We start from the raw sequence: 25,868 nt of genomic DNA, 5'->3' as shown, positions 1-25,868 counted from the left end.
AGATCTTCGGCAGAGAGGGGAATCAGACGAGCGAGACCTGGAGCCGCGTGACCTCCGTGACCGCGTTGCTCTCCTGAGTGGCGAAGTCGTCGGTGAGCCGCAGTCCCGGGAAGCGCTGGGCGACCGCCAGTACCGCCTCGTTGATCTCCAGGCGCGCCAGGTGCTGGCCGAGGCAGTTGTAGGGGCCCGCGCCGAACATCATCTGGCGTACGGTCGGCCGGTCCAGGCGCCAGGTCCCGGGGTCCTCGAACACCTCGGGGTCCCGCATCGACGCGCGGACCGAGACGTAGACCCAGGCGCCGGCCTCGATCGGGAACCCGTCGATCTCCAGGTCCTTCTCGGCGAGCCGGAAGATCGTGTTGAAGCGAGGGCGCAGCCGGACGGCCTCTTCACCGGCGGCCGGGATCTTCGACGGGTCGGCGACGACGGCCTGCCAACGGGAGGGATTCTCAAGGAGTTTGCCGAAGGTGATGCCGATCTGGTGGACCGTGTTGTCGATGCTGGCCGTCAGGATCGCCACCGCTTCGGCGTGGACCTCCTCCTCGGTCAGGTCACCGGCCGCCTCCTGCCGGATCATCGCCGAGGTGAAGTCGTCCCCGAGGTCCTCGCGCCGGGCTCCGATGTGGTCCCGGGCGAGAGCGATCGCCTCCCAGGTGGCGTCGATGAACTCCTGCCTGCGGTCGAGTTCGTTGTTGAGCAGTGGGCCGAGCACGCTGTCCGAGAGCCGGGCCACCGTCGGGGCCAACTCGACGGGTGCGGAGACCAGATGGCAGTAGAGGCGGGACGGGATCTTCCACGCCAGCGCGTCGAGGAGAGCGACGTCGGTGGGGTCGTCGATCTCGTCGAGGAGGTCGTGGACGGTCTGCCGCACGGTCTCTTTCAGTTTCGAGATCTGCATCGGTCGTAGGAGCTTCGCCAGCGGCACCCGCATCCGTTTGCGCTGGTCGCCCTCGGTGGTGGTGACGACCTGGTTCCAGAACCGGCGGAGTTCACCGTCGACGATGCCCAGGTCGTCGAGCCGCTTCAGGAACGAGGGGCCCTTGAGCAGGGACGGATGCTCCAGCACACCCAGGCCGGGGCCGTACCTGAGCACCTCGTAACCCCGGTCGCTGCGCGCGATCCAGCTCCGGTCGCGGGCCTCTTCCAGTTCGCGCAGATCGGTGGTGCCCGCGGTGATCCACGGCACGTCGGTGAGGGTCATCGGTGGCTCCCGGTCACAGTGCGGCGCCGACGACGATGTCGGCGAGTCGTTCGAAGCGTTCGATGTTGCGCGCCTGGGTCAGCAGACCGGCGGTCAGGCCGACGAACGTGATGTCCAGCTCGGGATCGACCCAGAACACCATGCTTCCGGCGCCGTAGTTGCCGAAGGTCTCCGGCGAAGTCAGCGTGCCCAGCTGATGGTTGACGAGTTCGGGGCCGCGCACGTTGAAGCCCAGGCCCATGTTGGCCGGGGGCGGCGGGTAGCCCGCGCGCAGGGCGACCGCCTTGTACAGCTCGTTGGGCAGGTCCCCGGTCCATACCCGCCGGGCCATGCGCACGGTGCGGGGGGAGAGGACGCGCGCGCCTTCGAGGGTGCCCTCGTTCCGCAGCATCTCCGCGAGGCGGAACAGGTCGCGAGAGGTGGACGAGGCGCCCGCCCAGGTGCACTCGTTGTGCTCCGCGGTGAACAGCCCGAACTCGTCGTCGTTCTCGTGGGAGAGCACCTTGATCGGGACGGTGCCGCGCGGATCGGGGACGAGGTGCCGGGCGCGGGACCCGGGGCGGATGCCGAGGGTCGTGTCGCGCATGTCGAGCGGCGCGAAGAGGTCCTGGTGCAGGATCTCGGTGATGGACCGCCGCTGCGGGTCGGTGCGGACCAGTGCCGTGGCGAGCAGGGCGTGGTTGGCCATGGGGGCGTAGTCGCAGCGGGTGCCGGGCTCGCTGGTGCCGTGGATGATCTCGCACACGGCGGCGACCGTCTCGTCCAGGCGGTCCCAGGGCTGCCCTGCCTTCGGCTCCCAGACACCCGGCATGCCGGTGGTGTGGGTGAGGAAGTGCAGGATCGTGGCCCGCTCCCGGGGCGGGCCGGCGAACTCGGGCACCAGGTCGACCATCTTCGTGGTCAGCCCGAACTGGCCCCGCTCGACGGCGCGCAGCACGAGGACGTTGATGAACGCCTTCGTCACCGAGAACACCGAGAACACCGAGTCCGTACGGACCGGAAGGGTGCCGTCGGCGTCGCCGTGGCCGATCGCGACATCGAGAGCGGTCTCTCCGCCCCGCGCGATGCGGAAGGCGCCGCCGTAGTAGAGGCCTGACCGCACGTCACTTTCGACGACCTCGCAGAAGTGGTCGAGGCGGTCCTGGGCGAAACCTGTCTGGCCCATGGGTGGGTGTTCTCCTCACAAGTTCCGGAGCTAGAGGTCGAGTTCGAGCTCGGCGGTCAGGGCCCTGGAGACGCAGATCAGCAGCGTCTCGCCGGCTTCCTTCTCCTCGGGCGACAGCACCGCGTCCCGGTGGTCCGCCCGGCCGCGGAGGATCGCCGTCTCGCAGGTGCCGCAGGTGCCCTCGCGGCACGAGTAGTCGACGGGCAGCCCGTGGCGCTCGGCCACGTCCAGGATCGACTCGTCGGCGGGCACCTCCGCCGTGATCCCTGAACTCGCGAAGGTCACGGTGAAGGGCCGGTCGGCGGAAGGACCGGGCTCCCGGGGCGCGAACCGTTCGACGCGCAGGCTCCCCGCCGGGCGAGAGGCCATGGCCCCCTCCACGGCCCGCAGCAGGCCTTCCGGCCCACAGGCGTACACGAGGCAGTCCTCGTCGGTGCCGTCGAGGAGCTTTTCGATGTCGGCGACGCCGGACTCCTCGTCGACATGCACCCGCACACATCCGTCGAACGGCCCCAACTCGTCGAGGAACGCCATCGATGCACGGGACCGGCCCAGATAGGTGAGCCGCCAGTCCGTGCCGCGCGCCACGCACTCCCGCACCATCGGCAGGATCGGTGTGATCCCGACTCCGCCCGCCACGAAGTGGTGGCGGGTGGCCGGGGCCAGCTCGAAGTTGTTGCGCGGCCCGGTGACGGTGATGTGCTCACCGGGGTGGAGGTGTGCGTGCACCCAGGCCGACCCGCCGCGCCCGGCCGGTTCGAGGAGCACGCCGAGGCGGTACGTGCCGCGGTCGGCCGGGTCGCCGCACAGCGAGTACTGCCGTTCGACACCGGTCGGCAGCCGCAGCGTCAGATGCGCGCCGGGAGCCCAGGCCGGCAGTTCGGCGCCCTCCGGGTGTTCCAGCACGATTCCGGCGACGGTGGACGAGGCGGAGAAGCGGGCGCGTACCCGCAGGAGCACCTTGTCGGCGGTCACGGCTTGGCCTGCTCGGGTGCCGGGCCGCCCCTCAGCCATGCGATGCGCTGCTCCAGCGCGGCGGCGGAGTCCTCCGGCCGTACGACGACGAAGAACCGGTTCTCGTGGAGCGCGTCCACGACCAGCTCGGCGAACTCCGCCGGTTCCAGACCGATCTGGGCGGTGACCGCGCGGATCGTGTCCAGCACCTTGCCGCGCAGGGCGTCTCCCTCGCTGGAGGGGACGTTCTCGGGCCGGTTGCGCTCCGCCTCCGGCATCCGGGTCTTGGCGATCGGCGCGAGGAACGACACCCGCACGGATTCGTGGTTGGCCCGCAGCTCCATGTCCAGGCTCTCGCTCAGCCCCAGAACGGCGAACTTCGACGTGATGTAGGGCGCGAAGGTCGGCAGCTGGGCCGAGAAGGAGGCACCGGAACCGGTGTTGACGATGTGCGCCTCCTCCTGCTGCCGCAGCAGCGGCAGGAAGACCCGGCAGCCGTGGATGACCCCCCAGAGGTTGACGTCCAGGACCCACTTCCAGCTCTCCGCCGCGATGTCGGAGAACTCCGCGCCGGTCTCGACGCCGGCGTTGTTGCACAGCACGTGTACCCCGCCGAAGGCCTCCACGGCCGCGTCCGCCAGCCGCTGGACCTCCTCCTCGAAGCGGACGTCGGTGCGGACCGCGATCGCCTCGCCGCCCCGGGCGCGGATCCGCTCGGCCGCCTCCCTCAGGGGCGCCTCCTCGACATCGGCGAGGACGACCTTCATCCCCTCCTCGGCGAACCGCTCGGCCAGGCCCAGGCCCACCCCGCTCGCGGCCCCTGTCACGACGGCGACCTTGCCCCGCAACGACTTCATCGTCTTCCTTCCGTCCTCACCCGGTGGTGAGCCGATCATCGAATTCCTGCCGCACGGCGCCGTAGCGCAGAACTACGCGTTCGCGGTACGCGTTTCGCCCGCGGCGACCGCAGCCCCCGCGGCCCCCGTCGTCGCCGGCTCGTACTTGCTCGGGATCGTCGACACGTCGAACTTCTCGTTGCGGACCGGCTCGACGAGGTAGGGGAAGCGGGCGACGGTGGCCCGGATCTCCTTCTGCCGGGTGCCGGGATCGCCCCAGAGCACGACGACCTCGGTGCCCTCCTGGGCGACGGCGGTCTCCACCGTGGCGAGCGAGAGCATCTCGCCGGAGTGCGCGCTGAAGCACCGGCCGGACGACGTGCCGACGTCCCGCCCGTCCACCAGGACCCGGTCCGCCCACAGGCTCTGCCGGTGCTCGCGGTCGCCGACCTCGTACATGAAGTGGTTGGGCATGTTCATGTAGGGGTGCTCGGCGCCCTTGCGGAACTGCGACTGGTAGACATCCGCGATGTCCTCGGGGTTCCAGACCAGCGTGACGATGGTCCTGGCGGCTTCCGCGGCCTCCCGCTCCAGCGCCTCGCGCCCGATGAAGTCGTGGTCGAACTTCACCATGTGACCCCAGCCCAGCTCGTACGGGGTGCGGTAGCGGCGGTCCATGTCCGCCCCCACGCTGCCGTGCAGCCGCAGGTCCTTGCCGATCGGGGGGAAGCCCAGGCCGGCGAAGAACGCCTGGAGGTTCTCGTCCTCGCCCCAGGGCAGCGGGAAGTGGTAGTACGACTGCCCGAAGCCGCCCTGGGTGTGCTGGCACATGTAGGCCTGCACGCCCATTTTGCGGATCCCGTACTCCTCGCCGGCCGCCATCAGCGCCTCGTACACGGGGACGGCGTGTTCCACCGGCCCGTGCACCTCGTAGGCGAGGGTGCCCGACATGCCGATCCGGATGACCCGGACCTCCGCGCCGGCGATCGACGCCAGGCGGTGCCGGAGGAACCTGACGTCGTGCAGGTTCTCCCCGGCGGCGCCCTCCAGGACCTCCAGCGACCGCGGGCCGCTGAGCTGGAAGAGGAAGACCTGGCCGGTGAGGTCCTCGGCGGTCACATCCAGGTCGGGGCGCTGGGCCAGCCGGTAGCCCAGGTAGGGCGAGAGCCAGTACGTGACGAAGTCGTCCTCGGCCAGCCGCAGCAGCATCCCGTGCGAGGCGACCCGCCCCTGCTCGTCCGTCATGATCGCGTGCCGGGACGCGCCCACCTGGAAGTTGGCGAGGCTGTTGACGCACACACTGGAGAGGAAGGCCGGCGCGTCCGGTCCCGTCAGGCGCAGCGTGGGCGAGGGGTTGAGGTGCCCGTGCAGCGACGCGGTCGTGGTCGCGGCCAGCACCTCGTCCCGCCAGCCCGTGTACTCCCACGCCTCCGCGTCGCCGCCGAAGCACCAGGCCGCCGTCTCGTGGAACTGGACGACCGGGTCGTACGGCACGAACGGGGAGTGGGGGAAGACCTTGCTCTGCGGCATCTCGGCCATGTCGAACCTCTCTGGTCGGTGCGGCACGACGCTGTAGTCGGCACCGGTGAATTCCCGTGGATGCTGCGCCCGGCCAGGGACGACGACATAGGGCAGAACTACGCGTTCGCGCTACCTGCTCCACGTCGGAGGCCGCTTGGGCGCCTCGGGATCGGTTAGCGTGCGAAGGCAGACAGCCGTCGGCTATCAGCTGTCAGACAGAGCTGCGCACCGCTGGGCAGGCCGACGCGGGGACACTTCGAAGGACGACGTATGACTGCAGTACGACTCGACGGCACCGCCCTGGCCCGCCAGGTACGCGAAGAGGTCGCGAAGGGGGTGGAGGCGTTCCGGGCCGCGGGCGGCACGACACCCGGGCTCGCCACCGTCCTCGTGGGCGACGACCCGGCATCGGAGGTGTACGTCCGCAACAAGCGGCGGCAGTGCGTCGAGGCGGGCATGCTCGACCTCCACCGCCGCCTTCCCGCCACCGCCGCGCAGGCCGAAGTCGCCGCGACGATCGACGAGTTGGCCGTGGATCCGGCGGTCTCCGGCATCCTGCTCCAGCTGCCGCTCCCGGCGCACCTGGACGCCCAGGCGCTCATCGAGCGCATCCCGGCAGGCAAGGACGTCGACGGTCTGACCACGACTAGCGCCGGTCTGCTGGCCCAGGGCCGCCCGGGCCTGCGCCCGTGCACCCCGGCGGGCGTGATGCGGATCCTCGACGCCTACGACGTGCCGCTCGAAGGCGCCCACGCCGTGGTCGTGGGACGGTCGGTGCTCGTCGGGCAGCCCATGGCGCAGTTGCTGAAGCAGCGGAACGCCACGGTCACCGTGTGCCACTCGCGCACCCGCGACCTGCCCGGAATGTGCCGGCTGGCCGACGTTCTCGTGGTGGCCGCCGGCAAGCCGGGGATCGTCGGTGCCGACGCCGTCGCCCCGGGCGCGACCGTGATCGATGTCGGGATCCACCGCGGCCCCGACGGCCTGATCGGAGACGTGGACGCACCGGCCGTCGCCGAGGTCGCCGGACTGCTGACCCCCGTGCCCGGCGGAGTCGGCCCGATGACCATCGCCATGCTGCTGTCCAACACCCTGGCGGCCGCGACCGCCGCGTACGGGGGGACCGACCGATGACACTGTTCTCCGCCGAACGTTCCGCCGAGGTCGTGGCCGAGGCCTTCGCCGACACCCCGGACCCGCGCCTGCGCGCCGTCGTCACCTCGCTGGTGGAGCATCTGCACGCCTTCGCGAAGGAAGTCGGCCTGACCCAGGCCGAGTTGGACACCGCGATCGACTTCCTGACCCGGACCGGACACGCCTGCACGGACGTACGGCAGGAGTTCCAGCTGCTCTCCGACGTCCTCGGCATGTCGATGCTCGTCGACTCCCTCGACCACGGCGGCTCCGGCCCCGCGGCGACCGAGTCGACGGTGCTCGGCCCGTTCCACATGGTCGACTCGCCGCCGCGCGCCCTCGGCGACTCGATCTCCCTCGCCGAGGGCGGCGAGCCCACCCTGGTCACCGGCCAGGTCCTCGGCGCCGACGGCCGGCCGCTCGGCGGGGCGCTGGTCGACGTGTGGCAGGCGGACGAGAAGGGGTTCTACGACGTCCAGCGGCCCGGCGAGGTGCCCGACCTCAACCTGCGCGGGCTGTTCACCTGCGACGAGGACGGCCGGTTCCACTTCCGGACCATCCTTCCCGCGGCCTACCCGATCCCCGACGACGGCCCGGTCGGGCAACTGCTGAAGGCCACCGCCCGGCATCCCTACCGCCCGGCGCACATCCACTTCATCGTCGGCGCCGAGGGCCACCGGCCGCTGACCACCCATGTGTTCGTCGCGGGCTCCGACTACCTGGACTCCGACGCGGTGTTCGGGGTCAAGGAGAGCCTGGTGCTGGACTTCGAGGAGGTGAGTGGAGGCGAGCCGGCTGCCGCGCACGACCTCCCCGCGCCCTTCCGGCACGCGCACGTCGCAATCACCCTGCGCCCCGAGGAGGGATGACGGTGCCCGACCTCCCCGAGGACGGATTCGTCCACGAGCAGCGCCCGGTCCGGGTGGTCTTCCGCGACGGCGCGCTCGACGACCTGGCTGCCGAGACGGACCGGCTCGGACTGCTCAGGGTGGCGGCCGTCGCGGGCCCCCGATACGCCGCACGCACGGCGGAGATCCTCGGCTCCCGGCTGGTCACCGCCGTCGAGGACGCGCGGATGCACGTTCCCGTGGAGCAGGCCGAGGCGGTGCGGGCCCAGTGCGTTGACGCGGGGGCCGACGGACTCGTGGCCGTCGGCGGCGGCTCGGCGGTCGGCCTGGCCAAGGCCGTCGCGCTCGCGTCGAGGATCCCGATCGTCGCCGTACCGACGACGTACTCCGGCTCGGAGATGACACGCGTATGGGGCCTGACCCAGGACGGCGTCAAACGGACCGGCCGGGACCCCGTGGTCGCGCCGCGCACGGTCCTGTACGACCCGGCCCTGTTCGCGTCCTTCCCGGCCGAACTGGCGGTCCCCTCGGCCTTCAACGCGCTCGCGCACGCGGTGGAAGCCCTCTACGCCCCCGACCGTACGCCCATGACGGACCTGGTCGCGGCCGAGGCGGTCCGGCGGCTCGTCGGTGCGCTGCCCCGGCTCGCCACCGAGCCGGGGGCCCGGCACGAAGCCCTGTACGGGGCGTGGCTGTCCGGGGTCACCCTGGACTCGACCACGATGTCCCTGCACCACAAGCTGTGCCATGTGCTCGGCGGGCTCGGTCTGCCGCACGCCCCGGCGCACACCGTCGTACTGCCCCATGCGCTCGCCTACAACGCCGGCGCCGCGCCGCAGGCGGCGGAGGTGGTCGCCCTGGCTCTGGCCAGGCCGGGCGCGGAGGCCGGTGCCGCGCTGCACGAGTTCGCCGTGACCATGGCGGCCCCGACCCGGCTGCGCGATCTCGGACTGCGGGAGAGCGACCTCGACGAGGTGGTCCGCAGGGTGCTCGCCTCCCCGTACGCCAATCCGGCACCGCTGGAGGAGATGGCGGTCCGCGCCCTCCTCGAACGCGCCTGGCACGGCCGGGCTCCGGGCAGTCCGTGACCACCGCTGCCGCATCGGTGTGACGGACATGCCGCTGCGCCGCTGCCCACCGGGGCATCTCTCCGGTGGGCAGCGGCGCGTCCGAGGCGTGTGCCGGGTCAGCCGGGGACGGTGTCCCACGGGTCGTCCGCCACCTGAACCATCAGCTTGCCCTGGTTGCCACCGGTGAGGAGCAACTGCAGCGCGGACGCCACCTGTTCCATACCGGCCACGATGTGCGGGCGGTGCCGGACGGCCCCGGTCATGAACAGCCGGCCCAGTTCCGCGAAGATCGCCTCGTAGCGGTCGGCGTGGTCCGGCGGGATGAAGCCCTCCATCCGGGCGCTGGCCAGCACGAGGCGGAACGTGTTCTTCAGCCCGTGGCGCTGGGACGGATCGGGAAGGTCGTACTGCGACATCTCCCCGCACAGCAGCACCCGCGCCCGCTTCGCGAGGTGGAGCAGGACGGTGTCGAGCATCTCGCCCCCCACGTTGTCGAAGTACACGTCGACGCCCCCGGGGCACAGTCGGCCCAGTGCCTCGTCCACGCTCTCCGAGCGGTAGTCGATGGCGCCGTCGAGCCCGAGGTCGTCGAGCAGGAACCGGCACTTCTCCTTGCCGCCGGCGATCCCGATCACCCGGCAGCCGTAGGCCTGGGCGATCTGGGCCGCGATCGTCCCCACCGCCCCGGCGGCAGCCGAGACCAGGACCGTCTCGCCCGCCGCGGGCTTGGCGATCTCACCCATCCCGATCATGGCCACCAGGCCGATGTGGGAGAAGACGGTCAGGTGGGCACTCAGCGGCACCCCGGGCTGCCGCGCGATCCTGGTCGGCGGAATCGGTCCCCCGGCGCCGGTCGCGAGGACCGGATGCGTCGACCAGTCCGCCAGTGCGCTGACGACGTCGCCGGGCGCGAAGTCCGGTGCGCGCGTCTCCTCGACGACGCCCAGGACGACGCCCTTCATCACGTCGCCGACGTCGAGGGGCACGACGTACGCCGCGTCACCCAGGCGCAACTGCGTGAGATACGAGGGGTCGAGCGAGAGGTACACGGTGCGTACCCGGATCTCGCCCTCTTCCAGGGGTCGCTGCGGCCGCTCCTCCAGGCGCAGGCAGTCGGGTGCGTAGCGGCCCACCGAGGGCTTCTGGATGACCCAGGCCTGTTCGCGCGGCAGTTGTCCGGCGCTGCTCGCCGATGCGGTGGCCATCTCAGTCCACCATCTCAGCGGCATCGCGGAAGACCCGCAGCTCGTCGCCGAACCAGCGTGCGTGCGCGACCGTCCGCTCGTCGTCCTCGAAGTCGATGACCTGGTTGACGGAGATGTGGAAGACGTGGTCGAAGCCTTCGCCGGTGAGGAAACCGCCGCCCCTGGCCTCCTCCCAGGTGAAGGTGGTGGGCAGACCGGCGTCGGTGTAGTCGATCACGCAGTCCGGCAGGAACACCTCGTCGAGCAGGTCGGCCCGCTTGGCGTCCGCGGCGTGCACGTAGCGGCCGTAGAGCTCGATGATCTCGAGACGGTCGGCCAGTTCCTCAAGCCTCATGACGTCACCGCCTCGGGCTGCTCGGCGCCGATCTCCGCCATGACTGTCTCCGCGTAGCGCACCAGCCCTTCGCGCACCTCGTCCTGGGTGAAGCCGTTCGGGACGACGAAGACGCGGGAGACGCCGAGGTCTTCGTAGCCTCGTACGACGTCGGCGATGAGGTTCTGGGTGGCGCCGGCGCTGATCTCGATCTCTTCGTAGTCGCGTCCGAGCTTGTCGCACTCGGTCCGCAGGGTCTTCAGCAGCGGAGCCATGGCTTCCGGGCTCGGTACGGCGGGGAAGAACCCGTTGCCGTAGCGGGCGGCCCGCTTGGCGGCCAGTTCGGTGTGGCCGCCCACGTGGATCGGCACCCCGCCCCGCTGGACCGGCTTCGGTGAGGAGTGGACCGGCGGCCAGTCGAAGAACCGGCCGTGGAACTCGCTGGGCGACTCCGTCCACAGGGATCTCATCGCGGCTATGGATTCCCGCCCTCGCGCCGCACGGTCGTCGAAGTCGCAGTCGAGCGCCTCGTACTCCTCGCGCAGCCACCCCATTCCGACACCGAGCATCAAGCGTCCCCCGGAGAGCGTGTCGAGGGTTCCGCAGATCTTGGCCAGCTGGATCGGGTGGTACTGCGGAAGGATGCAGACGCCCGTGGCCAGCCGCAGCCGCGTGGTGACCGCCGCCGCGTACGCGAGCGGAGTGAAGGGATCGGGCAGCGGAGCCTCCGAAGGTGCCTCGATACGGCCCGTCGGGCTGTAGGGGTAGGTCGAGACGTAGTTCTCCGGGATGGCGGGATGCTCGACGGACCAGATCGACTCGTAGCCGAGCTCCTCCGCGGTCCGTGCGAGGCTCGCGAGGCCGCCCGGCTCCATCGACGCTCCGATGGTCGCGAATCCGATGGCGAATTTCATTCGTCCTCCTGCCGTGCTGGGTTCCGAAGGGGTGGATCAGTAGGCGACGACGCCGCCGTCGACGGCCAGGGCCGCGCCGACCATGTACGAGGCGGCGTCGCCGCACAGCCACACCACCGACTCGGCGACTTCCTCCGGCTGTGCGAATCGGCGGATCGGGGTCAGCGACAGGAGCTGGTCCTTGATCTCCTGGGGCAGGTCCTCGGTGAACGGTGTGGCGATCGGGCCCGGGAGCACCGCGTTGATGCGGATCCCGTCGGCGGCGTAGTCGACGGCCGCGGCCTTGGTCAGGCCGACGACACCGTGCTTGCTGGCGACGTAGGTCGACAGACCGCCGGGCCGCGCCACCAGCCCGGACGCGGAGGCCGTGTTGACGATCGCGCCGCCCTTGCCGCTCATGGCCTTGATCTCGGCGCGCAGGCACAGCCAGACGCCGGTCAGGTTGATGCCGATGACACGGTTCCAGTCGGCCTCGGTGACGTCGGCGAGGCGGGTCACCTCGCCCTCCACCCCGGCGTTGTTGTGCGCGAAGTCCAGTCGGCCGAAGCGGTCGACGACGGCGCTCACGGCGCTATCGACGGACGCCGCGTCGGACACGTCGACGATGAACACCTCGGCCGAGCCGCCGATCGCCTTGATCTCCTTGACCGTCCGCGCGGCCAGGTCGCCGTTGATGTCGAGCACGGCGACCCGGGCCCCACGGCGGGCGAAGGCGAGGGCGGTGGCGCGGCCGATGCCGCCGCCTCCCCCGGTGACCAGGGCGACCCGGCCGGTCATGTCCTGACTGCTGTTCATGAGGTGACTCCTATGCTGTTCAGCCAGTTCAGGACGGTGTCGAGAACCGCGCCGTTGTTGCGTTCGAGGACCATGCCGTGGCCGTTGCCATGGACCGCGTGGTCGGCGAGCCGGAGGTGCTCGGCGCGGGCACCCACCTCCGTCAGGTACGCCGCGACCGCGCCCGCTCCGCCGCCCAACGGCGACGCCTCGGCCTCGACGACCGCCACGGGCAGTCCCCGCAGTCCGGGCACGGTCCGTGTCCCCGCCTCCCGCAGCTCCTGCGGAGAGGTCACGGCCGGCTCGTAGGGGAGGGGCGCCGAGGTGAGGCCCCAGTCGAGGGACAGGCCCAGCTGCGGCGCGTTCAGGAAGGGCGGCCCGGGCGGTTCGAGGGCCACCACCGCCTTGACCAGGTCCGGGCGGTTGGCGGCGGCCAGCCAGCCGGCCGGGGCGCCGAGGGAGTGGGTGATCAGTACGGCGGGGCCGATGCTCTCCAGCAGTTCGACCAGCCGGTCTCCGTCCCGCTGTTGGGCGGCCGCCTGGTCCAGCGGGATGCTCGCCGAACTCGCGGCGAGCTGCACGACCGCGGGATCGTCGGGACCGCCCGGCCCCGGCCACTGGGTGTGCCGGGGGTCGGTGCCGGACGCGAAGATTCCCGCGGTCATCTCCAGCGTGGGCGCGGGGCCCCGCTTCTCCTGGTCGGTGCCCGAGGCCCGCCCGTAGCCGGGCCGGTCGACGACGTACACCGGCCGGCCGCGATCCACCAGCAGCCGGGCCCAGCCGGGGCGGCCGTCGGGCGTGCCGAGCCAGTCGGTGCCCTGTCCGCCGCCACCGTGGACGAGGACGACAGGACAGCCGCTGCCGGGCTCGTCGGGTGTCTCCCACTCGACGTACATCGCCCCGCTGGGCGCCGTACCCATGGGCGCGTCCGAACGGCCGCCCTCCACCCAGCGAAATCCCCGGCCGCTCATGACGTCACCGCCGTGGGGACGAGCTGGGGCGAACGCAGGTCGGCCATGCCGAGCTGGGCCGCCCGCACCTTCTCCGGGTCGCCCGCGACCGAGCGGGGACCGGCCAGGTCCGCCTCCAGCCGATCGGGATCGGTCGAGTGGTAGACGAGCCGCTTGAACTCGCTCGCCATCGGGGAGGCGATGTCGAGGAACTTCCGCCGCCGGTCCTCGGCCCACCGGTCGAGTACGTCCGCCTCGGCCTCGCCGTGTACGACGGCCGCCAGCGCCGGGTACAGCACGTACAGGTCGAGCAGGCCGCAGGTGAGGCCCAGGCCGCCGGTCGGGTTGGTGGCGTGCGCGGCGTCCCCGGCCAGCAGCACCCGGCCGACCCGGTACCGCTCGGCGGACCGCTGGTGCAGCCGGTAGGGAGAGTGGTGCACCAGCTCGAACTCCTTGGAGCCGGGCAGGAAGGTGTCGAAGAAGACGGACATCCGCTCGACGACCTGCTCGGCCGGGAGGTCCGCGTCCTCGGCGTACGTCACTCGCCACAGGCCCTCGTCGTCGATCTTCGCGACGACCGCGCCGTACCGCGGATCGACGACCATGTTGGCGTCGTTGAACCCGTACGCGTCGAACGGGTAGCGGACGTTGGTCGCCACGAACCGCTCCGGCCATGTGAGGCCGTCGAAGCCGAGGCCCAGCGCCTTGCGGACCGTGCTGCCCGCGCCGTCGGTGCCGACCACCCAGGAGGCGGTGAACTCGGCTTCCCCCTGCGGTGTTCGGGCCGTCACGCGGACCCCGTCGTCGTCCTGGACGAGACCGGTGACGGTGGTGTTCCAGTGGACCGAGACGCCGGGCTGCTTCTCCAGGTGGCGCAGCGTGATCCCGCCCAGCCGGTCCTGGCCCAGGTGGAGGTTGTTGTACGGGCGTCCGGTGGTCTCCTCCAGCGAGACCTGGCCCCACTCGATGACCTCGCCGGTGCCGAACACCCGCAGGGTCAGCCCGTCGAGGGAGCGCACGCCCTCGCGCTCCATGTCGGGCAGGACCCCGAGTTCGGCCAGTCCGTCGAGGACGAACCAGAGGTAGGTCATGGCGCGGGGCGAGTCGCCGATGGCGGCCTCGCGTTCGAGGACGGTCACGCTCAGGCCGGCCCGCGCGAGGCCGAGCGCGGTGAGCAGGCCCACTGGGCCCGCGCCGACGACCAGTACGTCGGTGGACGGTCGTGTCACTGTCGTATCTCCCAGCGGGCTCTCAGAAGACGATGGTCTGGTTCTCGTGCCGGACGATCCGGTCCTCGCAGTGCCAGCGCACCGCGCGGGACAGGACCGCCCGTTCGACGTCCGCGCCGAGCCGGACGAGGTCGGCGGTGGTGTGGTGATGGCCGACCCGGACCACGTCCTGGTCGATGATCGGGCCCTCGTCGAGATCCTCGGTCACGTAGTGCGCCGTCGCGCCGACGAGCTTCACGCCCCGCTCCTTGGCCCGCTTGTAGGGCGCCGCGCCGATGAACGCGGGCAGGAAGGAGTGGTGGATGTTGATCAGGGGTGCGCCGACCTCGGCGAGGAAACGCGGCGTGATGATCTGCATGTAGCGGGCGAGGACGACCAGGTCGACGTTGCCCTTCAACAGTTCGAGCTGGCGCTCCTCGGCCTCGGCGCGGTTGTCCCGGGTGGCCGGGATGTGCACGAACGGCACGCCGAACGGGCGGATCTCGTCGGCGAGATCGGGGTGGTTGCTGATCACCATCGCCACGGTCATGTCGAGTTCGCCGCGCCGGTTGCGCCACAGCAGGTCCAGGACGCAGTGGTCGGTCTTCGACACCATGACCGCGACGCGTTTCGGCTTCGACGCCTCGGTCAGCCGGAAGTCCATCGCGAGGTCGGCGGCGACCGTCTCGCGGAACTCCCGCTCGAACTCGGCGCGGGCGGCGGTCAGTCCGGGCAGCCGGAAGGTGGTGCGCTGCAGGAACGTGCCGCCCACCGGCTCGGTGGAGTACTGGTCGAGCGAGACGATGTTGGCGCCGGCCCCGGTGAGGAAGGTGCTGACGGCGGACACCACTCCGGGCCGGTCCGGGCAGCTGATGAGCAGACGGCCCAGGTCCTGGGTGGGTGCGGCGGACTGCGGCGGGGCGGCTGCTGCGGCCACGTCGACGGACATGACGGTCCTCCTTGACTGTCGTACGGGGGTGGTTCGTGCGCGGTGGTTCAGGCGCGGTCGCGCAGCCGGCGCGGCCAGATCCCGGACTTGCCGGGGGCGAGGATCCCGTTCGGGTCCATGGCGTCCTTGATCGTCTCGGCCAGCCTGCGCTGCGCGTGGTCGCCGAACGCGAACTGCTCCGCGACGAGATCCATGTGCTGGAGGTTGGTGCGGTACGGCGCGTAGCCGATGGCGGCCAGTTCCTTGACCAGGTCGGTGTAGCCCGCGTAGACGCCGCGGGTCTGCTCCTCGTCGCGGGGGTCGAAGAACGTGGTGCTGATGTGCAGTGCGCTGCGGGGGGTGAGGTACAGGCCGTTGACGTAGCCGTGGCCGTGGCGGGCGTAGAGGGAGCGGATGAGCTTCTCGGCCCGTACCACCGCGTCGCCCTGGCAGGGTCCGACCGGCGAGAAGTCGAGGTGGCCGGTCACCTCGCCGTAGGGCAGCAGCTTCGGGTCCAGCAGGTCCATGTCCGGGATGCCGCGCTGGACTCCCTCGTCGTGGTTGGCGGGGCCGGTGAGGTCCGTGGCGTCGAAGGTGCGGCGGACGACCTCCACGCCCGGTATCGCACGCAGCGTCTCCTCGACCACCGCGTACTGGGCGTCGACCATCGCCGCCCGGCCGTACAGGGCGAACCGCGCCGACCAGCCGTCGCCGTCCGGGTCGAGGGACATGGTGCCGTTCTCGTCGAACTCCAGACCCCGGTTGAGCATCGGCAGGTTCTCGATCGTGCGGTCCAGCATGAGCCCGCGCAGTGCGTCGACGACCTTGCCGAGGGTCTCGTAGCCGTGGAAGCGGGCCCAGCAGGCCGCGTAGGTCTCGGGGCGGCGCATGAGCGACCAGCCGGCGCTGGTGACGATGCCGAGGTTGGACTGCTGGAACAGCCCGCCGAAGGAGGGGCCGTAGCTGTGCGGGTAGGTGTAGCGGGCCGGGTTGCCCTCCATCGCGCCCATGCCGGTGCGCAGCAGGGACCCGTCCGGCAGGACCACCTCCAGGCCGCAGAGGTTGCGCGCGTGGTCGCCGTACGGCATGTAACCGATGCCGTACTCCAGGGAGTTGCCGATGACGCTGCCCCATCCCAGGTCGGGGATGGAGGTCCACAGGTCACCGCCGTCCTTCTGCAGGCCGTCGAACAGGTCCTGCCAGCGCACGCCCGGCTGGACGACCGCGTAGGCGAGATCGTGGTTGATCTCCAGGATCTTGTTCATCTGCCGCAGGTTCACCAGAACGCTGCCGCGCAGCCGGGGAGCCGGCCCGCCGTAGGTGTTGTTGCGGCCCTGGCTGAACGTCGACAGCGGCACCCCGTGCTCGTTGGCGATCCGGACGACGGCCTGCACCTGCTCGGTGCTGGTGGGCAGCAGCGCGGCCGAGGCGTCGAACTCGTCGGAGTCCCGGTAGGTGTAGGGGTCGCGGAACGCGCGCAGGGCCGAGGGTTCACTGATCACGGCGGCGTCGCCGAGTTCGGCGGTGAAGGCGGCGAGCGCCTTGTCGAGTGCGGCCGGGGTCGTCCCGTGGGGAACCGTCGTCATGCCAGTGCCTTTCTCAGGTATGGACTGTTGATATGTGCGGAGAAATTCATGGTGTCCGCCGGCCTTTTCCGCAGGCGTCGATATTGCTGTGCCGGAGTGACGGAATCGTTTGTCTTGGACTCTTCATCTGTCCGAAACAATTCGTTAGGGTGAGGCTGTGGCACGACTGCAACGAGGCAATCTGCCCGCCGAGGTGACGAGTTTCGTCGGCCGCCGAGCGGAGCTGCCCACTCTGAAGAAAACGCTGGAACGCTTTCGCGCGGTCACGGTGACCGGCACCGGGGGCGTCGGAAAGACCCGGCTGGCCCGGCGGGTCGCCGCGGAGGTGTCCGGTTCCTTCGCCGACGGGGCCTGGCTCATCGAGCTCGACGATCTCGCCGACGGTGCCCTCCTGCCGTCCACGGTGCTGCTCGGCCTCGGGCTGCGTGACGACGGTGACGCGCCCGTGGAGGCCCAGCTGGCCGACCACTTCCGCACCAAGCAGGCGTTGCTGCTGCTCGACGGGTGTGACGGGGTGGTCGACGCGTGCGCGAGGCTCGTCGCCGGCGTGCTGCGCGCCGCGCCCGGCCTCAAGGTGCTCAGCACCAGCCGCCGGCCGTTCCATGTGGCGGGCGAGGCCGTGGTGGCCGTCGGCCCGTTGCCGGTCCCGCCCGACGACGGACCGGAAGCCGAGGCCGCCGCGCTGATGGGCTACGACGCGGTGGCGCTCTTCGTGGAACGCGCCGCCGCCGTGCGCGCCGACGTCGTCGACTCGGACGCCCGGCTGGCCACGGTCGCGCGTATCTGCCGACGGCTGGACGGGTTGCCCATGGCGATCGAGTTCGCCGCCGACCGGCTCGACGTCCTGGCCCTCGACGAACTCGACGGCCGCCTCCACGACGCCTACCGCGTGCTGGTCTCCGCCAAGCGGGGCGCTCCGCAGCGGCAGCGGACGTTGCAGACGCTGGTCGAGTCGAGCTACGCGCTGTGCTCGTCCGAGGAGCAGCTGCTGTGGGAACGACTCACCGTGTTCACCGGCCGCTTCGACCTCCCCGCGGTCGAACATGTGTGCACCGACGCGGTCATCTCCGACGAGCGGGTGCTCGACCTCGTGGCCGGCCTGATCGACAAGTCGGTGCTCGTCCGTGAGGAGCGAACCGGCGGGTCGTGGTACCGGCTGCCCCGACTGCTGCGCGAGTACGCGCTGCAACGGGTGACCGGGGCGGGAGAACCGGGGGAATGGGACCGGCTGCGTCGACGCCATGCGCAGTGGTGTCTCTGGCTCGCGAGCCAGGCCTCCGGCGGTCTGCTGACCGAGCGTGCTCAGGACTGGGTCGGCCAGGTCCGGGGCCACCACGCCAATATCCGCGCGGCGCTCGACTACTGCTTCGAGGACAAGGGCAGAGCGGAGGACGGGTTCCAGCTGGCCTCGGCCCTCTGGTACCACTGGGTGATGACCGGCCTGGTCGCCGAGGGGCGCGCCTGGCTGGACCGGGGGCTGGGCATCGCACCGGCCGAGCCGACGGCCGGTCGTGCGCTGGCCCTCACGGCCGCCGCGTATCTCGCCGTCATCAGCGGCGACAGCGCGCACGACCTGCTGGCGGCGTCGAACACGACGGCGGCCGAGGTCGCGGACCCCTCCGTCACCGGAAATCTGCGGTTCGTCGAAGGGCTCCTGGCGATCCACCAGGGCGACCTCGCCACCGCCTGCGCCCGGCTGGACCTCGCGCTCGACGCGTTCCGGGTGGCCGGGAGCAGGATGAGCACCGGCAAGACGCTGTGCCTGCTGGGCATGGCCTGGACGCTGAACGGCGACTGGGAGCGTGGCCGGCGGTACTGCGAGGAGTTCCTCGCGGTACCCGGAGCGTCGAGCGAGAACTGGGGTTTCGGCTACATCCAGTGGACGACGGCCCTGGCCGAGTGGCAGCACGGAAGCTTCGGCAGTGCGCGTCTCGCCCAGGAGCACAGTGCCCGGCTGGCCTGCCGGTTCGACGACCGTTTCGGCATGGGCTCCTGTGTGCAGAGCGGCGCGCTGTACTTCGCCTCGACCGGACGCCACAAGGAGGCCGCGCTTCTCATGGGCGCCGCCGAGACCCACCGTTTCCCCGCGTTCACGGTCCTCGACGAGCTGCGACGCGGTTGCGTCGACGACGTCCGCGACGCGCTGGGCGGGGCCGCTTTCGCCGAACTGCTCCAGGAGGGAAGGGCGCTGACGCTGGCGCAGGCGGCCGAGGTCGTCGCCGGCGGACGACGTACGGCCGGCGGGACCCCCGTGGCCGCCCCGGACGTTCCGGAGGCGCTGTCGAAGCGGGAGTGGGAAGTGGCGCAGCTGGTGGCCGACGGCCAGGGCAACAAGCACATCGCCGCCGCGCTGGTCATCTCGACCCGCACCGCCGAAGGCCATGTCCAGCGCATCCTGGGCAAGCTGGGTTTCACCTCGCGTGCCCAGATCGCCGCCTGGGTGACCGAACAGCGCGCGCTCGCACGAGCGGCAGCGCGGGTCGGCCACGGCGGCTGAGCCGGTGAATCCAGGCATGAGCACCTCTTTCCGAAGTGCCCGCAGCCTGCCGCGCGGGGGCCGGTGGGCGAACGCGGAGAACTACCTGATCGGGCTACCTGTTTCCGCCGCGAGTCGGCCGTGATCCGGCCGCGCTTCCGCGGCGCTGCCGCAGCGCTTCTGCCGCGCGGACAGGTACGGCGGACGGACGAAACGGCGAAGGCCCACCCGGGCAGGGTGGGCCTTCGCCGTGCGGAGTTCGTGTGCGAGGGCTGTCGGGCCTCAGGCGGAACGCAGATCGATCCGGCTCCGGTCCTGCTTGTAGGGGGCCGGTGCCACGGTGGCGCGGATGGGCTTCTGGGGCCCGCCCGGGGTGCCCCAGTGCACGGTGAGCGAGGTGCCGATCTCCGCGTGCGCCACGTCGATCGTGGCCAGCGAGAGCATCTTGCGGAAGTAGTAGCTGTACCCGCGTGAGGTGGCCACGCCGACGAGGTCGTCCCCGGCTGTCACCTTGTCCGCCCACATGAACCCGCGCTGGTCCCGGGGCATGTCCATGAACGGATAGTTGGCGCCGGGCCGGAACAGCGACGCGAAGACGTCCTCGACGTCCTCCGCGTTCCATTCGAGCGTGCGCATGACCCGCTTCGGCTCCGCCTTCTCCCGTTCGAGGGCGGCCCGCCCCAGGAAGTCGTGGTCGAACCTGATGTTCCGGCCCCAGCCGAGTTCCACAGGACTGCGGTAGTAGTCCGAGATGTTTCTCCCGTCGAAACTCCCCGCGATATATGCCGGCTGCGCGTAAGCGGGCATCGAACTCCGGAAGATTTCCAGGTACTCGGCCATGTCCTCGTCGAAGATCGCCGGAATGTAATCCGTGGCGATCGTGGGAAAACAGGCCTCCAGGTGATTGATCATGGTGACGCGGGCACCCAGCCGTCGAATGCCGAATTCCTGCCCGGCCTCCATGACGGCCGCATGCACCTCGTCGCCGAATTCACGGGGCCCCTGGAGCTCGAAACCGATCTCGCCGGCCATGCCCTGACGCAGGGCCCATATCTCGCGTCCGGCGATCCTCAGCGGGGTCACATGCATGTACTTGGTGTCCCGGAGCCGGTTCTCCCCCGCCAGCCGGTCGAGCACCCGTACCGCGTTGGGCCCCGACACCTGGAAGACGAACCAGTCCTCCTGGGTGATCTTCGCGTCGTAACCCCCCTTGGCCAGCTGGTAGTTCACCCAGAAGCCACCGCGGCCGTGCATGACGTAGTCGTCGTCGCCGAACTTGGTGACGATCCCCTCGTGGATGACCTTGCCGTCGCGGTTCGTGTGGATGGCGTGCTTCGACTGCCCTGGGTGGAAGACGGCGAAGCTGTTCACCGTGGTGTCCGACAGCAGTCTGATCGCGTCCGGACCGCTGATCCGGTGCTGCCACAGGAACGACCAGTCGCCGATGTAGCAGGTCTCCTTCCACGACATCGACTCGTCGAGCCAGTCGGTGTACTCGGGGGCGCCGAAGCGGCTCCACGCGTAGGTCGCCGGCGGAGTACGCATCCCCGCCACTGTGAAAGCCATGTTTGCACCCTTCTTCACGGTTCATGCGTTCGGCTATGTATAGAACAGCTAGCAGCTGTCAGACAATAGGTAGGCGCAAGGGGCCACGACGGTAGGGCCCCGCTCCGGTCTCAGTGGCCGGTCTCAGCGTCCGGGCTCAGTGCGAAGGCGGGCCCTCGGCGGCCGTGAGCATGACGCGCGCGGCCTCCTCGACATGGGCCATGGCGGCGGCCTGGGCCGCCTCTCCGTCGCGTGCGTCGACGGCGTCCGCGATCGCGGTGACCTCGGCGGCGCTGCGCTCCGCCCGGCCCTCCTGGGCGAGGGTCAGCGCCCTCAGCCGGGTCACACGATGCTGGAGCGTCTGCACGGTCTGGTGCAGCACGGGATTGCCGCAGCCCCGGAACAGTACGTCGTAGGCCCTGGACTTGGCCTTCAGGAGGGCGGCGGCGTCCGCGCCCTTCGCGGCCTCCTCGGCCAGCTCGGTCACCGCCGCGCGGAAGGCGGCCCGGTCCGCGTCGCTGGCGCTCTCGGCGAAGAGGCGGGCGGCCAGTCCCTCCAGGGAGGACCGCACCTGATAGACGTGCCGGGCGGTCGCGGTGGAGATGACCGTGACGCTGGTACCGCGCCCGTTGTGCGACTCGACCAGACCCTCCGCCTGCAACTGCCGCAGGGCCTCGCGCACCGAGGCGCGGCTGGCCGAGGTCATCTCGCACAGCTCGCGTTCGACGAGGAGCTGCCCGGGCGTCAGCCGCTGATCGACGATGGCGTCCCGCAGGATGTTCGCGACCTGCTCGCGGATGGGGGCATGTCGTTGCACCTGCATGTCGGTCATGCGCCGAGGATACGTGAGACCGCAGCTGTCCGACAGAAGCTAGGTGACATCTCTCGCGCTTTGTCTGACAGCTGCTAGCTGCTTTCAGTCCACATCTCGGTTATCGTGCTGCCATCGATCCGCTCGACCGGAAGGCCCTGGCGTGACTGCGCACACGGATACACACACGGATACGCACACGGATACGACCGATCGACTGGCCGCGGGTGACGCCATGCGCCGCCAGGTGCTCGGTGACGCGCACGTGGATCGCTCACGTGCCAACGCCACCCCCTTCAGCCGACCGCTCCAGGACCTCGTCACCGAGTACTGCTGGGGAGCGGTCTGGACCCGCCCCGGCCTGGAACCGGCCGCCCGGAGCCTGCTCAACATCGGCATGCTGACCGCGCTGGGCAAGCCCGACGAACTGCGGCTGCACGTGCGCGGAGCGCTCAACAACGGCTGCACCGTGGAGCAGATCCAGGAAGTGCTGCTCCAGGCGGCCGTCTACTGCGGGGTCCCGGCCGCGCTGGAGGCCTCGCGCGCCGCACAGCAGGTCGTCTCGGAGCTGGGCGATGAGTGAGACGAGTGACGTGCCCGAGAAGACGCGGGTCGCCTTCGCGGGACTCGGCAAGATGGGCAGCCCGATGGCCCTGCGGCTGGTGGCGGCCGGCCACGACGTCCACGGCTACGACGTGGACGAACGGCTCCGTTCCCAGCTCGCGGCGGGAGGACTGACCCCGGTTTCGTCGGTCGACGACCTGGCGGACGCCGCGGAGGACGTCATCCTCATGCTGCCCAACAGCGACATCGTCGACGACGTCGCCGAGCGCATCGCCGCCGCCGTGCGGTCGGGCGCCCGCTGTCGCCGCATCATCGACATGAGCTCCTCCGAGCCCGGCCGCACCCGCCGGCTCGCCCCGCGACTGGCCGAGTCGGGCGTCGAACTCCTCGACGCACCGGTCTCCGGCGGCGTCGGCGGTGCCGTCGCCGGCACCCTCACCCTCATGGTGGGCGGGACGGCGGAGCAGTACGAGCGGGTCCGGCCGCTCCTCGAACCGCTCGGCTCGTCGATCGTGCACGTCGGCCCCGTGGGCGCCGGGCACGCGATCAAGGCGCTGAACAACCTCATGTCGGCGTGCAGCATGCTCATCACCGCCGAGGCCATGACCGTCGCGACCCGCTTCGGCATGGACCCCGCCACCGCACTCGCCGTGGTCAACTCGGCCAGTGGCCGCAGCGGCTCCACCGAGGCCAAGTTCCCCAAGTTCGTGCTGACCGGGACCTTCGACTCCGGGTTCACGGCCGCGCTGATGGCGAAGGACGTGGGTATCGCCACCCTGCTCGGCAAGGACCTGGCCGTCGAACTGCCGCTCGCCGAAGCGGTGGAGGCGCGCTGGCGCGAACTGGCCGCCGAACTGGCGCCCGACGCCGACCACACGGAGATCGTCCGCCCCTTGGAGGCGCGGCACCATGTCAGCATCCGCGCCGCCTCCCCCGACCGTGACTGACTCCTGGGAGGCCTTCGCCGTCCGCTTCGGCCGGCACACGCTGCGGCGGAGCGCCTTCTACCTGCACCACGCCGGGTACGGCGAGCCCGACGGCGACGTCACCATGGACTACTACCTCTGGGTGGTCCGCGGCCCCGCCGGAACCATCGTGGTCGACACCGGCTTCGCCCCGGAGGTCGGCAGGCGCCGTGGACGCGAGGTCCTGGCCGACCCGATCGAGTCGCTGGCTCGGCTCGGCGTGGACGCGTCGACCGTACGCACCGTGGTCGTGACCCACGCGCACTACGACCACATCGGCAACCTCGCCCGCTTCCCGTCCGCCGAGGTGGTGATGAGCCGCCGCGAACACGAGTTCTGGCAGGGGCCGCTCGCGCGCCGGCCGCATTTCGCGATCCCCACGGAGACCGCGGAACTCGCCCACCTGTCGGACCTGCGCACCACGGGCAGGCTGACGCTCGTCGAGGACGCCCGTCAACTGGCCCCCGGCGTCGAGCTGTTGGAGGTCGGCGGGCACACCCCCGGCCAGCTCGTCGTCCTGGTACGCGCAGCCCACGGCACCGTCGTACTCGCCTCCGACGCGATCCACACGTACGAGGAGTACGAACGGGACCGGCCCTTCGGGATCGTGGCCGACGTGCCCGCGATGTACCGGGCGTACGACCGCATCCGGGAGCTGGAGCAGCAGGGCGCGAGGATCGTGGCCGGGCACGATCCTGACGTCATGACGCGCTTCGCCCCTCACTCCGCAGACACGGTCTGCCGCCTGCTCTAGCAGGGGCTGGACCTCACGAACCCTGTTCCATGTTCAATGTCGCTGTTTGTGATCGGGCCGGCAGAAGGGTCAACTCCAGTGCAGCATCTCGGCGATACCGTCCCGAGCATCCTCGCCTTCGCTTCCGGACACGCGGTGCTCGACCCGCTCACCGGTGCCCCCGCCCAGTTCGTCGACGAGGCGGCCCCCGCCCGCCGATTCCTTCTCGACAACGTTGCCACCCCATGGCACTCGGTGGAGCACCAGTGGGGCTCGGGACACCTGGTCACCGACCGGGGCAGCGCCCGCTGGCACACGCCCGCCGCGCTGCGGGTGACGGACGACGGGACGGTCGAAGCGGTGCACACACCGCTCCCGCAGCTCCGTGTGGAGATACGCCGACGCGTGCGCGAGGGCCTGCTGTGCGAGCGATACACCGTCGTGAACACGGCCGGGGAACCGCTCGTCATCAGCGGCCTGGGCGTTCAGACACCCTTCGCCGACCTGTACGACGGCGCCGAGGCATCCCTGGAACAGGCCGTGCACGCGCACCTGTTCACCGGCGGGACGTGGGCATGGGCGCTCGCGCAGCCGATGTCCGGCGAGGGGCGGTGCCTGGGCCTGACGGTCCGGGAGGGGGCCGTACGCGCGTACTCGGTGGAGTCGCGCAACCAGTACTCCCAGTCCAATGCCCGCGGTCACCTGGTCCTGCTCGTCACCGATCACGCCCGCAACCCGGAGGCGTTCGGCGGCCAGCCGGCGCTCCGCCTCGGCCCCGGCGCATCGGTGTCGCTGGCGTGGGAGCTGGGCTGGTACGCCTCGGTCGAGGACTTCGTCGCGGCGACCCGCCCACCGGCCGTCCTCTCCACGTACGCCGCCGAGCTCGGGGAGGCGATCCTGGTCGAGGCGGCCTCGGTGAGCAGCCCGGATCCGGATGTGCAGGTGGAGCGCGCGGCGGAGGGCCGCTATCGCGTCCGGGCCTCCCGGCACGGCAGCTTCCGGCTGGACATCGCGGACGGGGCCCGCACCGAGATGCTGTTCCATCTCCCGCTGGAAGAGGTCGTACGGCGCCGGGTCGCCTACATCACGCGGCATCAACGGGCCCGGGAGCGGCCCGGGTTGCTCGCGCACGCCTTCGTGCCGGTGGACACCCGCACCGGCCTGACCCAGGCGACCAACGGCTGGGCGGACTGGACGGACGGCTCCGAGCGGATCGCCATGCCGCTGCTGCTCCAGGCCGCCGTTGTCCGCGGCCTCGCGGACCCGGCGGAGATCGACCCCCTGCTGGAGGGCTGGGCCGCGTTCGCCCGCGGCCACCTGCTCGACGACACCGCCGCCCCGCGCCGCGGCTCCCAGACCTGGCACACCGGGCCACGGCTCTACGACACCCCCTGGCTGGCCCGCTTCTTCCACGACCGGCACCGCGCCCACGGCCGACCGGACGACCTCGGCCTCGCCGCCCGGATCCTGGAGCGCGGCTTCGAACTCGGCGGCGCCGCCCATCTGTCCATCGGCCTCTCCCCGACCACGCTGGCCGTGTGCGCCGCTCTGGAGGCGGACGGGCAGCCCGACCGCGCCGACCTGCTGAAGGACCAACTCGTCGAAAGCGCCCGGGGGTTCGTCGCGGCGGGCCGTCGGCTGCCCGCCCATGAGGTCGCCTACGAGCAGTCCATCGTGACCCCCTTGCTCGACATCCTGACCGATGCCCACACCCTCACCGGCGATCCGGTCTTCCACGACGCGATCGCCGAACGACTGCCCTGGCTTCTGGCCTTCGGCGGCCCCCAGCCCCACGCCCGGCTGCACGGCATCGCCATCCGGCACTGGGACGGTTACTGGTTCGGCGCCAACCGGCTGTGGGGCGACGTCTTCCCGCACTACTGGAGCACGCTCACCGCCGTGACCCTGCTGCGTCTGCCGGCCGCGCTGCGCACCGACACCACCGATCACCTCGCCGACGCGATCCTGCGCGCGAACATGGCGAACTACTCCGAGGACGGCTCGGCCACCTGCGCCTTCGTCATGCCCTCGACCGTCGACGGCAGACCCGCCCACACCGCCGACCCACTCGCCAACGACCAGGACTGGCACCTGCTCCTGTGGATGCAGATGGATGCAGACCCTGGAACAGGCCGTGGCACCCCGGTGATGCCTGATTGCTGATCAG

The 25,868-nt window shown here is 70.9% G+C and carries 23 protein-coding genes; 8 read left to right on the top strand and 15 right to left on the bottom strand.

The window, feature by feature from the left end; translation table 11 throughout:
- Positions 1–22 precede the first annotated feature (22 nt).
- The 5 genes from ACZ7MG_RS36650 to ACZ7MG_RS36630 form a co-directional block, all read right to left on the bottom strand.
- Positions 23–1,201: a cytochrome P450 gene (locus ACZ7MG_RS36650; protein ID WP_471383884.1), complete on the bottom strand. Its 1,179-nt coding sequence runs from the start codon at positions 1,199–1,201 to the stop codon at positions 23–25.
- A 13-nt stretch (positions 1,202–1,214) separates the two neighbouring features.
- On the bottom strand, positions 1,215–2,366 hold the full coding sequence (locus ACZ7MG_RS36645; RefSeq protein WP_471383887.1) for a serine hydrolase domain-containing protein: 1,152 nt from the start codon (positions 2,364–2,366) through the stop codon (positions 1,215–1,217).
- 30 nt (positions 2,367–2,396) lie between these two features.
- Positions 2,397–3,341, bottom strand: a complete 945-nt coding sequence (locus ACZ7MG_RS36640; protein ID WP_471383890.1) for a PDR/VanB family oxidoreductase — start codon at positions 3,339–3,341, stop codon at positions 2,397–2,399.
- Positions 3,338–4,177, bottom strand: coding sequence for an SDR family NAD(P)-dependent oxidoreductase (locus ACZ7MG_RS36635; RefSeq protein WP_471383893.1), 840 nt, complete (start codon positions 4,175–4,177; stop codon positions 3,338–3,340). Before ACZ7MG_RS36635 ends, ACZ7MG_RS36640 begins: the two co-directional genes overlap by 4 nt.
- A gap of 72 nt (positions 4,178–4,249) precedes the next feature.
- Positions 4,250–5,695 (bottom strand): aminomethyl transferase family protein, encoded by a 1,446-nt coding sequence (locus ACZ7MG_RS36630; protein ID WP_471383894.1) that lies wholly within the window; start codon positions 5,693–5,695, stop codon positions 4,250–4,252.
- A 252-nt stretch (positions 5,696–5,947) separates the two neighbouring features.
- On the opposite strand from ACZ7MG_RS36630, the gene folD reads away from it, so the two are divergent.
- The 3 genes from folD to ACZ7MG_RS36615 are packed head-to-tail and all read left to right on the top strand — an operon-like array spanning position 5,948 to position 8,747.
- A complete protein-coding gene (gene folD / locus ACZ7MG_RS36625; RefSeq protein WP_471383897.1) occupies positions 5,948–6,811 on the top strand; it encodes a bifunctional methylenetetrahydrofolate dehydrogenase/methenyltetrahydrofolate cyclohydrolase FolD in 864 nt (287 codons plus the stop codon).
- Positions 6,808–7,680, top strand: a complete 873-nt coding sequence (locus ACZ7MG_RS36620; RefSeq protein WP_471383900.1) for a dioxygenase family protein — start codon at positions 6,808–6,810, stop codon at positions 7,678–7,680. Before folD ends, ACZ7MG_RS36620 begins: the two co-directional genes overlap by 4 nt.
- Positions 7,677–8,747: a maleylacetate reductase gene (locus ACZ7MG_RS36615; protein WP_471383903.1), complete on the top strand. Its 1,071-nt coding sequence runs from the start codon at positions 7,677–7,679 to the stop codon at positions 8,745–8,747. The genes ACZ7MG_RS36620 and ACZ7MG_RS36615 overlap by 4 nt, the downstream gene beginning before the upstream one ends.
- A 98-nt stretch (positions 8,748–8,845) precedes the next feature.
- Here the strand turns inward: ACZ7MG_RS36615 and ACZ7MG_RS36610 are convergent, their stop codons facing one another.
- Genes ACZ7MG_RS36610 through ACZ7MG_RS36575 form a run of 8 tightly spaced genes read right to left on the bottom strand, consistent with a single transcriptional unit; the run spans position 8,846 to position 16,607 of the window.
- The gene (locus ACZ7MG_RS36610) at positions 8,846–9,934 is read right to left on the bottom strand and encodes an NADP-dependent oxidoreductase (protein WP_471383905.1); all 1,089 of its coding nucleotides are present in this window, start codon (positions 9,932–9,934) and stop codon (positions 8,846–8,848) included.
- A gap of 1 nt (position 9,935) precedes the next feature.
- A complete protein-coding gene (locus ACZ7MG_RS36605; RefSeq protein ID WP_471383908.1) occupies positions 9,936–10,268 on the bottom strand; it encodes a nuclear transport factor 2 family protein in 333 nt (110 codons plus the stop codon).
- Positions 10,265–11,161, bottom strand: a complete 897-nt coding sequence (locus tag ACZ7MG_RS36600) for an LLM class F420-dependent oxidoreductase (RefSeq protein ID WP_471383911.1) — start codon at positions 11,159–11,161, stop codon at positions 10,265–10,267. Before ACZ7MG_RS36600 ends, ACZ7MG_RS36605 begins: the two co-directional genes overlap by 4 nt.
- A 36-nt stretch (positions 11,162–11,197) precedes the next feature.
- Complete coding sequence (locus ACZ7MG_RS36595; RefSeq protein WP_471383913.1) at positions 11,198–11,956, bottom strand: SDR family NAD(P)-dependent oxidoreductase; 759 nt, start codon at positions 11,954–11,956, stop codon at positions 11,198–11,200.
- On the bottom strand, positions 11,953–12,906 hold the full coding sequence (locus tag ACZ7MG_RS36590; RefSeq protein WP_471383916.1) for an alpha/beta fold hydrolase: 954 nt from the start codon (positions 12,904–12,906) through the stop codon (positions 11,953–11,955). The genes ACZ7MG_RS36595 and ACZ7MG_RS36590 overlap by 4 nt, the downstream gene beginning before the upstream one ends.
- Positions 12,903–14,114, bottom strand: a complete 1,212-nt coding sequence (locus tag ACZ7MG_RS36585; protein WP_471383919.1) for an FAD-dependent oxidoreductase — start codon at positions 14,112–14,114, stop codon at positions 12,903–12,905. Before ACZ7MG_RS36585 ends, ACZ7MG_RS36590 begins: the two co-directional genes overlap by 4 nt.
- 22 nt (positions 14,115–14,136) lie before the next feature.
- A complete protein-coding gene (gene purU, locus ACZ7MG_RS36580; RefSeq protein WP_471383922.1) occupies positions 14,137–15,042 on the bottom strand; it encodes a formyltetrahydrofolate deformylase in 906 nt (301 codons plus the stop codon).
- 47 nt (positions 15,043–15,089) lie between these two features.
- Positions 15,090–16,607: an FAD-binding oxidoreductase gene (locus ACZ7MG_RS36575; protein WP_471383925.1), complete on the bottom strand. Its 1,518-nt coding sequence runs from the start codon at positions 16,605–16,607 to the stop codon at positions 15,090–15,092.
- A 157-nt stretch (positions 16,608–16,764) separates the two neighbouring features.
- Here ACZ7MG_RS36575 and ACZ7MG_RS36570 point away from each other — a divergent pair, with 157 nt between their 5' ends.
- Positions 16,765–19,104, top strand: coding sequence for an ATP-binding protein (locus ACZ7MG_RS36570; protein WP_471383928.1), 2,340 nt, complete (start codon positions 16,765–16,767; stop codon positions 19,102–19,104).
- Between the two features lie 261 nt (positions 19,105–19,365).
- On the opposite strand, the gene ACZ7MG_RS36565 is transcribed toward ACZ7MG_RS36570, so the two are convergent.
- Positions 19,366–20,649 (bottom strand): aminomethyl transferase family protein, encoded by a 1,284-nt coding sequence (locus ACZ7MG_RS36565; RefSeq protein ID WP_471383930.1) that lies wholly within the window; start codon positions 20,647–20,649, stop codon positions 19,366–19,368.
- Positions 20,650–20,785: 136 nt separating this feature from the next.
- Positions 20,786–21,460: a GntR family transcriptional regulator gene (locus tag ACZ7MG_RS36560; protein WP_471383933.1), complete on the bottom strand. Its 675-nt coding sequence runs from the start codon at positions 21,458–21,460 to the stop codon at positions 20,786–20,788.
- A 214-nt stretch (positions 21,461–21,674) separates the two neighbouring features.
- On the opposite strand from ACZ7MG_RS36560, the gene ACZ7MG_RS36555 reads away from it, so the two are divergent.
- From ACZ7MG_RS36555 to ACZ7MG_RS36540, 4 genes are all read left to right on the top strand, one after another.
- Positions 21,675–22,022 carry a carboxymuconolactone decarboxylase family protein gene (locus ACZ7MG_RS36555; protein WP_471383935.1) on the top strand — a complete coding sequence of 116 codons (348 nt, stop codon included), beginning with the start codon at positions 21,675–21,677 and terminating at the stop codon, positions 22,020–22,022.
- Positions 22,015–22,950, top strand: a complete 936-nt coding sequence (locus ACZ7MG_RS36550) for an NAD(P)-dependent oxidoreductase (RefSeq protein ID WP_471383938.1) — start codon at positions 22,015–22,017, stop codon at positions 22,948–22,950. Before ACZ7MG_RS36555 ends, ACZ7MG_RS36550 begins: the two co-directional genes overlap by 8 nt.
- Positions 22,943–23,722, top strand: a complete 780-nt coding sequence (locus ACZ7MG_RS36545; protein WP_471383940.1) for an N-acyl homoserine lactonase family protein — start codon at positions 22,943–22,945, stop codon at positions 23,720–23,722. The genes ACZ7MG_RS36550 and ACZ7MG_RS36545 overlap by 8 nt, the downstream gene beginning before the upstream one ends.
- Before the next feature lie 78 nt (positions 23,723–23,800).
- Complete coding sequence (locus ACZ7MG_RS36540; protein ID WP_471383943.1) at positions 23,801–25,864, top strand: hypothetical protein; 2,064 nt, start codon at positions 23,801–23,803, stop codon at positions 25,862–25,864.
- Positions 25,865–25,868: the final 4 nt, after the last annotated feature.

It is taken from the genome of Streptomyces sp. NPDC107538 (assembly GCF_055657445.1).
This window is presented reverse-complemented; position numbering and strand designations above follow the sequence as displayed.

What these genes read in the sequence shown, in the direction of transcription:
- ACZ7MG_RS36575 (WP_471383925.1), bottom strand. Translation starts at nt 16,607, where the DNA reads ATGACGACGGTTCCCCACGGGACGACCCCGGCCGCACTCGACAAGGCG.
- ACZ7MG_RS36630 (WP_471383894.1), bottom strand. Translation starts at nt 5,695, where the DNA reads ATGGCCGAGATGCCGCAGAGCAAGGTCTTCCCCCACTCCCCGTTCGTG.
- ACZ7MG_RS36590 (WP_471383916.1), bottom strand. Translation starts at nt 12,906, where the DNA reads ATGAGCGGCCGGGGATTTCGCTGGGTGGAGGGCGGCCGTTCGGACGCG.
- purU (WP_471383922.1), bottom strand. Translation starts at nt 15,042, where the DNA reads ATGTCCGTCGACGTGGCCGCAGCAGCCGCCCCGCCGCAGTCCGCCGCA.
- ACZ7MG_RS36615 (WP_471383903.1), top strand. Translation starts at nt 7,677, where the DNA reads ATGACGGTGCCCGACCTCCCCGAGGACGGATTCGTCCACGAGCAGCGC.
- ACZ7MG_RS36610 (WP_471383905.1), bottom strand. Translation starts at nt 9,934, where the DNA reads ATGGCCACCGCATCGGCGAGCAGCGCCGGACAACTGCCGCGCGAACAG.
- ACZ7MG_RS36565 (WP_471383930.1), bottom strand. Translation starts at nt 20,649, where the DNA reads ATGGCTTTCACAGTGGCGGGGATGCGTACTCCGCCGGCGACCTACGCG.
- folD (WP_471383897.1), top strand. Translation starts at nt 5,948, where the DNA reads ATGACTGCAGTACGACTCGACGGCACCGCCCTGGCCCGCCAGGTACGC.
- ACZ7MG_RS36550 (WP_471383938.1), top strand. Translation starts at nt 22,015, where the DNA reads ATGAGTGAGACGAGTGACGTGCCCGAGAAGACGCGGGTCGCCTTCGCG.
- ACZ7MG_RS36635 (WP_471383893.1), bottom strand. Translation starts at nt 4,177, where the DNA reads ATGAAGTCGTTGCGGGGCAAGGTCGCCGTCGTGACAGGGGCCGCGAGC.
- ACZ7MG_RS36560 (WP_471383933.1), bottom strand. Translation starts at nt 21,460, where the DNA reads ATGACCGACATGCAGGTGCAACGACATGCCCCCATCCGCGAGCAGGTC.
- ACZ7MG_RS36555 (WP_471383935.1), top strand. Translation starts at nt 21,675, where the DNA reads ATGCGCCGCCAGGTGCTCGGTGACGCGCACGTGGATCGCTCACGTGCC.
- ACZ7MG_RS36650 (WP_471383884.1), bottom strand. Translation starts at nt 1,201, where the DNA reads ATGACCCTCACCGACGTGCCGTGGATCACCGCGGGCACCACCGATCTG.
- ACZ7MG_RS36645 (WP_471383887.1), bottom strand. Translation starts at nt 2,366, where the DNA reads ATGGGCCAGACAGGTTTCGCCCAGGACCGCCTCGACCACTTCTGCGAG.
- ACZ7MG_RS36620 (WP_471383900.1), top strand. Translation starts at nt 6,808, where the DNA reads ATGACACTGTTCTCCGCCGAACGTTCCGCCGAGGTCGTGGCCGAGGCC.
- ACZ7MG_RS36605 (WP_471383908.1), bottom strand. Translation starts at nt 10,268, where the DNA reads ATGAGGCTTGAGGAACTGGCCGACCGTCTCGAGATCATCGAGCTCTAC.
- ACZ7MG_RS36595 (WP_471383913.1), bottom strand. Translation starts at nt 11,956, where the DNA reads ATGAACAGCAGTCAGGACATGACCGGCCGGGTCGCCCTGGTCACCGGG.
- ACZ7MG_RS36600 (WP_471383911.1), bottom strand. Translation starts at nt 11,161, where the DNA reads ATGAAATTCGCCATCGGATTCGCGACCATCGGAGCGTCGATGGAGCCG.